Here is a 7,609-nt window from a genome sequence, read left to right as displayed (position 1 = left end):
GAAGGGTCGTTCGAGACCAGGACGTTGATAGGTCAGGTGTGTAAGCGCAGTAATGCGTTCAGCTAACTGATACTAATTGCCCGTAAGGCTTGATCCTATAACAAGTCTGCCTTGTAGATCGGCGCCGTGCTCAGGCACTGGCCGCGATCCAAAGCGACAAGTTGGATTCTCGTGTGTGATACACACAACCTGAATTACTGCTTCTTCTCAGATTGGTTCTGTTGGCCAAGCCAGCAGAACAACCCTCTTTGCCTGATGACCATAGCGAGTCGGTCCCACCCCTTCCCATCCCGAACAGGACCGTGAAACGACTCTACGCCGATGATAGTGCGGATTCCCGTGTGAAAGTAGGTAATCGTCAGGCTCCCCTCAGTCAGAAACCCCCGCCCACCAGGCGGGGGTTTTTGCATTTCCAGCGTCGGAAATGCACGCGCGCGCCGGTGCGCCAAAACCTCGCCCATCCTCTTCGAGACGGGCGGTCAGAAGGCCTGTAGACACCCCAGCCTTCTCGCGAACGGTCCGTTCGCCCCCGATTCTCGCAATCTCCCTCATCCTCATCGAAAGCGCGAGGCGATTTCTCGTCGCGAAATCGACACTTTGCGGCCCACCTCCGCCGTAAAATTCTCCAATCCCCAATCCGCGAATAAAACGATGAACGCCCCTACACAGATGGCCAGGGCCGTATGCCCTCACGATTGCCCTGATACGTGCGCGATGCGCGTCACCGTCGAAAACGGCAAGGCGCTCAAGGTATCCGGCGATCCCGATCATCCGCCGACGCAGGGTGTGTTGTGCACCAAGGTCAGCCGCTACGCCGATCGGGTGCATCATCCCGATCGCCTGACCGTACCGCTCAAACGCATCGGCGCCAAGGGAGAAGGGCGTTTCGTGCCGATCAGCTGGACCGAGGCATTCGACGAGATCGGTCGCCGCCTCGGAGAAATTGCGAGGCGCGCGCCGGAAGCGATTGTTCCGTACAGCTACGCGGGGACGATGGGGCTCGTGCAGAGCGAAGGCATCGCCCAACGATTCTTCCACAAGCTGGGCGCGTCACGGCTCGAGCGCACGATCTGTGCCGCCGCGGGCGCGGCAGGGCTGCGCTACACCTATGGCGGCAGTCTTGGGATGCACCTCGAATATTTCGAAGAGAGCGAACTGATTCTGATCTGGGGCGCGAACCCGATCGCGTCGAGCCTGCATTTCTGGACGCGAGCCCAGGAAGCGAAACGGCGCGGCGCACATCTGGTCGCGATCGACCCGTACCGCTCGCTGACGGCGGAAAAGTGTCACCAGCACATTGCATTGCGGCCCGGCACCGACGGCGCGTTCGCGCTCGGCATGATGCACGTGCTGATCACCGAAAACCTGCTCGATCACGACTATATCGCCAGCCATACGGTCGGCTTCGACGCGCTCAAGGCGCGCGCGATGTCCTATCCGCCGGAGCGGGTCGCGCGGATCTGCGGTATCGACGCGTCCGAGCTGATCGATCTCGCGCGCCGCTACGGCGCCACCCGGAAAGCGTCGATCCGGCTCAATTACGGCATGCAGCGGGTGCGAGGCGGCGGCAACGCAGTGCGCGCGATCGCCAGTTTGCCCGCGCTGACGGGCGCATGGCGCGATCGGGCAGGCGGATTGCTGCTGTCTTCCTCGGAATGGGCGCCGGTCAATCAGCCCGCACTGTTGCGTCCCGACCTGATGCCGGGATGGCCTCACAAGCTGCCGCGCGTCATCAACATGAACGCCATCGGCGATGCGCTGCTGCACCCGGGCGATGAGGCCTTCGGACCGAAGGTCGAGGCGGTGATCGTCTACAACTCGAACCCTGTTGCCGTCGCGCCGGATTCGTCGAAGGTAGCCGCAGGATTCGCGCGTGAGGACCTGTTCACCGTCGTTCTCGAGCACTTCAAGACAGATACCGTCGATTTCGCCGACATTGTGCTGCCGGCCACCACGCAGCTCGAGCATCTCGACGTCCACAAGTCGTATGGCCATACCTATGTGATGGCGAACCTGCCGTCGATTCCGCCGGTAGGCGATGCGCGGCCGAACACGGAGATTTTCCGCGGCATCGCGCGCAGCATGGGGCTCGATGAACCCGCGCTCTACCACAGCGACGAGGAGGTCGCGCGCGCGGCCCTCAGATGGGACGATCCGACGCTCGACAGCAATTGGGATGCGCTGAAGCAGGCAGGATGGATCAAGCTCAAGCTGCCTGACGCGCCGTTCGCGAACGGCGGCTTCAGGACTCCATCGGGCAAATGTGAGTTCTACAGCGCGCGGCTGGCGGAGATGGGGATGGATCCGGTGCCGGACTATCTGCCTCCGTTCGAGTCGGCCGAAGCGGCGCCTGAGCTTGCGGCGCGCTATCCGCTCGCGATGATCTCGCCGCCGGCCCGCAATTTCCTGAACAGCACCTTCGTCAACGTCGACAGCCTGCGCAATACGGAGGGCCAGCCGCATCTCGACATTCACCCCGTCGACGCCGACGCGCGGGGGATCTCGGACGGCGATGTCGTGCGCATCTTCAACGATCGCGGTTCGATGCAAGCGCGTGCACGGATCACCGACCGCGCCCGGGCCGGACTCGTGGTCGGCTTGTCGATCTGGTGGAAGAAACTGTCGCCGGACGGTCGAAACGCGAACGAGGTGACGAGCCAGGCACTCACCGATCTGGGCAATTCGGCGACGTTCTACGACTGCCTCGTCGAAGTAGCGAGAATTTGACGGAAGATCGGTGCGAGCACGCGCATGTGAGCGCCGGAAGTTCGAAGGGGGTGTCTAACCCTGTTGTGCCAAGTCGAGCGAGCCGCTAGGATGCGTTTTCGCACGACCATTCGAAAATCTGTGAGGAGACGCGCAGTATGGACAAGATTTGGCTGAAATCGTACCCGTCCGGCGTTCCGGCCGAAATTGATCCGTCTCCGTATCCGTCCGTCCCCGACCTGCTCGCCGAAAGCTTCACCCAGTACCGTGACCGGACGGCTTTCGTGTGCATGGGCAAGGCGATTACGTACGGTGAGCTGGACACGCTGTCGCGCCAGTTCGGCGCGTGGCTGCAGTCGCGGGGGCTCGCGCGCGGCGCCCGCGTCGCGCTGATGATGCCGAACGTCCTGCAGTATCCGGTGGCGATCGTCGCGGTGCTGCGTGCCGGCTATACCGTCGTCAACGTCAATCCGCTCTATACGCCGCGCGAACTCGAACACCAGCTCAAGGACAGCGGCGCCGAAGCGATCGTCATTCTCGAGAATTTCGCGACGACGCTGCAGGCCGTGATCGCCAATACGTCGGTCAAGCATGTGGTGGTCGCTTCGATGGGCGATCTGCTGGGCCTCAAGGGATGGCTCGTCAACTACGTCGTGCGCAACGTCAAGAAGATGGTGCCGGCGTGGCAGCTTCCGGCCTATACCCGATTCAAGGCGGCGCTGGCCGAGGGCGCGCGGCAGGCCTTCAAGCCGCAGAAGCTCGGCCCGAACGACGTCGCGTTCCTGCAGTACACGGGCGGCACGACGGGCGTCGCGAAGGGCGCGACGCTGCTGCACCGGAACATCGTCTCGAACGTGCTGCAGGCGGGGGCATGGCACCACCCCGCGCACGAGAAGTATCCGGACGTGAAGCAGTTCGTGACCGTGGTCGCGCTGCCGCTCTACCACGTGTTCGCGCTGACCGTCTGCGGATTCCTGACGATGCGCACCGGCGGCATGGGGATCCTGATTCCGAATCCGCGCGATATCGGCGGCATGATCAAGGAGCTGAAGGGGTACCAGATCTCGACGATCCCGGCCGTCAACACGCTCTACAACGCATTGCTGAACCACCCGGATTTCGACCAGCTCGATTTCTCGAAGCTCGCGATCGCCAACGGCGGCGGCATGGCGATCCAGGAAGGCGTGGCGAAGCGCTGGTACGAGAAGACGCACACGGCGATCGTCGAGGGCTACGGCCTGTCCGAAACATCACCGGTCGCAACCTGCAACCCGGTGACCGCCACGACGTACAGCGGAACGATCGGCCTGCCGCTGCCGTCGACCGAGGTGTCGATTCGCGATGACGCCGGCAACGAAGTGCCGCTCGGCGAACCCGGCGAAATCTGCATCCGCGGGCCGCAGGTGATGGCCGGCTACTGGAATCGTCCGGACGAAACCGCCAAGGTCATGTTCCCGGACGGCTTCTTCAAGACCGGCGATGTCGGCGTGATGGATGCGCGCGGCTACGTGAAGATCGTCGACCGGAAGAAGGACATGATCCTCGTTTCCGGCTTCAACGTGTATCCGAACGAGGTCGAGGACGTCGTGGCGTCACACCCGGGTGTGTTCGAGGTGGCCGCGGTCGGCGTGCCGGACGAGCATTCGGGGGAAGCGGTGAAGCTCTTCGTCGTGAAGAAGGACCCCGCGCTCACGGACAAGGACATTCTCGCGTACTGCAAGGAGCGGCTCACGGGATACAAGCGCCCGAAGCTCGTCGAGTTCCGCACCGAATTGCCGAAGACGAACGTCGGCAAGATCCTGCGGCGCGAATTGCGCGACGGACGCGCCTGACGGGGCGCTCGAACGATAGAGCCCGGCTTCGGCCGGGCTTTTTGTTTTCAGGCCGCCATGACTCGACAGCTACCCGCGTATCCGATCGCCACAGTTCGCCGCAGAACAAAGAAAAAGGCGCCCGAAGGCGCCTTCAATCGACTGCGACTTGTCAGGCAAGCTGATTAGAACTTGTGACGGATGCCGACGCGAGCCGCCACCTGGTTCTTGCTGGTCGACGGGTCGAGGCCATTGATCGCTGCGGTTGCATCGACCGGTTCATTATTCTTCGGATCAAGCGTCTTGCCGGATGCATGCTGATACACGCCGATCACGTAGACGTCAGTACGCTTCGACAGGAAGTAGTCGACGCCCAGCGAGCCTTGGTGGTATTTCGCGGCGGACGCGTCGCCGATCTTGCTGCCCTGCGTATAGTCGTACGCCGCGCCCAGGATCAGCGCCGGGGTCAACTGATACTTGAAGTTGATTTCGCCGTTATTGAACGTCGCAGTTCCGGAGAACCCGCCAGCAGTAAAGCCCTTGAACTTCGTGTTCGAGTACGTTGCCCCGATCGTCGCCGCGCCGAACGTGTAGGCACCGCCGGCACCGATAACCTGGTACGTGTTGGCGGTCGCTGCGTACGGACCATAGATCGGCGTCGATGCGATCGTCGTCGATGCGGTCGAACCGTTGTTGAACATGCCGCCGAAGTTCGCCGGCGTGCGCGCGTTCAGGTAGCCGACGCCGAGAACCAGCGGGCCGTTGTTGTAGCCGGCGCCGAGCGACCAGACCTGGTTCTTCGCGAACTGGCCGGCTTGCCCGCCGAAGCTGTACAGGCCGCCGAACGAGAAGCCGTTGTAGGACGGGCTCGTGTACTTGATCGCGTTGTTCACGCGGTACGCGTTGTTGAAGTTGTCGAGGTCGCCCGGGTGCGCGGCGATGTAGCCGCCCCACTGGTCACCCGCCTCGAGCGGGCCGACGAAGTCGACGACGGAGTCGTACTGGCGGCCCAGCGTGACCGTGCCGAAGCCGCTCCCCAGGCCGACGTATGCCTGACGGCCGAATTCGAGGCCGCCCTGCTTGAGGCCGCCGGTGTTCACGTCAAAGCCGTTTTCGAGCACGAAGACCGCCTTCAGGCCGCCGCCCAGGTCTTCCGTGCCGCGCAGGCCCCAGCGGCTGCCTTGCAGCACGCCGCTCGACAGACCGTACAGGTGCTTGCCCTTGGCGTTGTTGTTGAAGATGAAGCCTTCATCGATGATGCCGTAAAGCGTCACGCTGCTTTGCGCGTGAGCGGCGCCAGCGAACGCGCCCAGCGCGACGAGCGCGAGAAGCGACTTTTTCATGAACGGATCTCCAGAAATCATAGAATTTATTGTTGCGGGGCAAATAGTTATGTTCTGCAGACGATCCCCGCTGCAACTTCGCACGAAGTCCGACGTAATGTAGCAAAAGGATTTTTTGCAACAAAGCAAGATCCCCCGGCCCGGGGTCGCCATGTTTCGTTTATGCAACAATGGTTAAAATCACGGGTTAACCGCAATTTCCGCTGAAGAATCAAGTCGGTTACGCAGCGGACACGCGTTTTCGCCGGGTGCGAAAACGCAAGCACTAGCAGCCAGGAGAACAGGATGGTGTTGGATGAATTGATCCGCGAATTCGATCGCGGTCTGCGCTCGATGGCGGGCGTGAACCGCATGAGCCGCCCGGTGCCGGCGCCGGCCGAACCCCCGACCGTCGAGCTCACGCCGGCGGAGCGCACGCATGCCGCAGGACTGATGCGCGTGAACCATGTCGGCGAGATCTGCGCGCAGGCGCTGTATCAGGCGCAGAAGGTGACCGCGCGCACGCCGGCGGCCAAGGCGATGTTCGAGGAGGCTGCCCGCGAGGAGGAGGACCACCTCGCGTGGACCGCGCACCGGCTCAAGGAGCTCGACTCGCGTCCGAGCGTGCTGAATCCGCTGTGGTACGCTGGCGCGCTGGCGATCGGCGTCGCGGCCGGCGCGCTCGGCGACAAGGTGAGCCTCGGCTTCATGGCCGAGACGGAGCGCCAGGTCGAAAGCCATCTGGAAGGTCACCTGTCGACGCTGCCGGCGGGCGACACCGCGTCACGCGCGATCGTCGACCAGATGCGCATCGACGAGGTGAAGCACGGCAAGGCCGCGACCGACGCGGGCGGCATCGAGCTGCCGCTGCCGGCGCGAATGCTGATGCGCGCCGCATCGAAAGTCATGACGAGCACTGCGTACTACCTGTGACGAAATCCGCGGGGGCGGAGCGGTCAGCCGTCCCCGATCGAGCCTTCCGATACCGCCCGCTTTTTCCGCGTTTTCCCGCCCCCGAAAGCCCCGTTCGCACGCCCATCTGGCCGGCCTTGTTCACGTATCACCTTCACAAGTTGCACTAGCTCATTCATTTTTAACGGTTTTTGGAGTGCGGGGCACATGAGCTTGTGCGCGTAAGTCCTTGTTCTAACTAACAAAATTCGTCAAAAAACCGGGCCGCTCCCTTGACCGTGCCACACCCTTCCTCTAAAGTGGGAGACAGTGTGAGAAAGTGTATTTTTGTGTGATTTGGCAGGCTATTCCGGCTAAATTCTGAGCATTGAGCGGGTGCTTCGGTGCCCTGAACGGGAGAGCGGAAAGTGTTCCAAGGGGCGTCGGCGCTGACGCTCGATGCGAAAGGGCGGATGTCGGTGCCGGCTCGCTATCGCGAAGCGCTGCAAGGACAGGCAGAAGGACGGGTGACTGTGACCAAGCACCCGGACGGCTGCCTGTTGCTGTTTCCGCGCCCCGAATGGGAGGTGTTCCGCGCCAAGATCGCTGCGCTGCCGATGGATGCGCACTGGTGGCGGCGGATTTTTCTCGGCAATGCGATGGATGTCGATCTCGACAGCGCGGGCCGGATTCTCGTATCGCCCGAGCTGCGCATGGCGGCCGGGCTGGAAAAGGAAGTCATGTTGTTGGGAATGGGTAGTCACTTCGAGCTGTGGGATTCGCAGACCTACATCGCGAAGGAGCAGGCGGCGATGGCGCAGGGCATGCCCGACGCGCTGAAGAATTTCACGTTCTGATTGCGGTGACGGAGACGCCCGC

The 7,609-nt window shown here is 62.6% G+C and carries 5 protein-coding genes and 2 rRNA genes; 6 read left to right on the top strand and 1 reads right to left on the bottom strand.

All coding sequences use genetic code 11. The features are described from left to right. From HWX31_RS31355 to HWX31_RS31340, 4 genes are all read left to right on the top strand, one after another. Window positions 1-97: ribosomal RNA gene (locus HWX31_RS31355) — 23S ribosomal RNA — on the top strand; the annotation flags it as partial. Window positions 98-251: 154 nt separating this feature from the next. Beyond that, a 5S ribosomal RNA gene (gene rrf / locus HWX31_RS31350) occupies window positions 252-364 on the top strand. A 287-nt stretch (window positions 365-651) separates the two neighbouring features. Further along, the gene (locus tag HWX31_RS31345; protein ID WP_174965659.1) at window positions 652-2,727 is read left to right on the top strand and encodes a molybdopterin-containing oxidoreductase family protein; all 2,076 of its coding nucleotides are present in this window, start codon (window positions 652-654) and stop codon (window positions 2,725-2,727) included. Between the two features lie 137 nt (window positions 2,728-2,864). Further along, window positions 2,865-4,538 carry a long-chain fatty acid--CoA ligase gene (locus tag HWX31_RS31340; protein WP_174965658.1) on the top strand — a complete coding sequence of 558 codons (1,674 nt, stop codon included), beginning with the start codon at window positions 2,865-2,867 and terminating at the stop codon, window positions 4,536-4,538. A 164-nt stretch (window positions 4,539-4,702) separates the two neighbouring features. On the opposite strand, the gene HWX31_RS31335 is transcribed toward HWX31_RS31340, so the two are convergent. After that, window positions 4,703-5,860, bottom strand: coding sequence for a porin (locus HWX31_RS31335; protein ID WP_174965657.1), 1,158 nt, complete (start codon window positions 5,858-5,860; stop codon window positions 4,703-4,705). 285 nt (window positions 5,861-6,145) lie between these two features. On the opposite strand from HWX31_RS31335, the gene coq7 reads away from it, so the two are divergent. Together coq7 and mraZ are read left to right on the top strand one after the other, a co-directional pair. Further along, window positions 6,146-6,772 (top strand): 2-polyprenyl-3-methyl-6-methoxy-1,4-benzoquinone monooxygenase, encoded by a 627-nt coding sequence (coq7, locus tag HWX31_RS31330; protein ID WP_174965656.1) that lies wholly within the window; start codon window positions 6,146-6,148, stop codon window positions 6,770-6,772. A gap of 386 nt (window positions 6,773-7,158) precedes the next feature. Further along, window positions 7,159-7,587 (top strand): division/cell wall cluster transcriptional repressor MraZ, encoded by a 429-nt coding sequence (gene mraZ, locus HWX31_RS31325; protein WP_006400450.1) that lies wholly within the window; start codon window positions 7,159-7,161, stop codon window positions 7,585-7,587. Window positions 7,588-7,609: the final 22 nt, after the last annotated feature.

The sequence above is a fragment of the Burkholderia ubonensis genome, assembly GCF_902833085.1.
Taxonomy (GTDB): Bacteria; Pseudomonadota; Gammaproteobacteria; order Burkholderiales; family Burkholderiaceae; genus Burkholderia; species Burkholderia ubonensis.
This window is presented reverse-complemented; position numbering and strand designations above follow the sequence as displayed.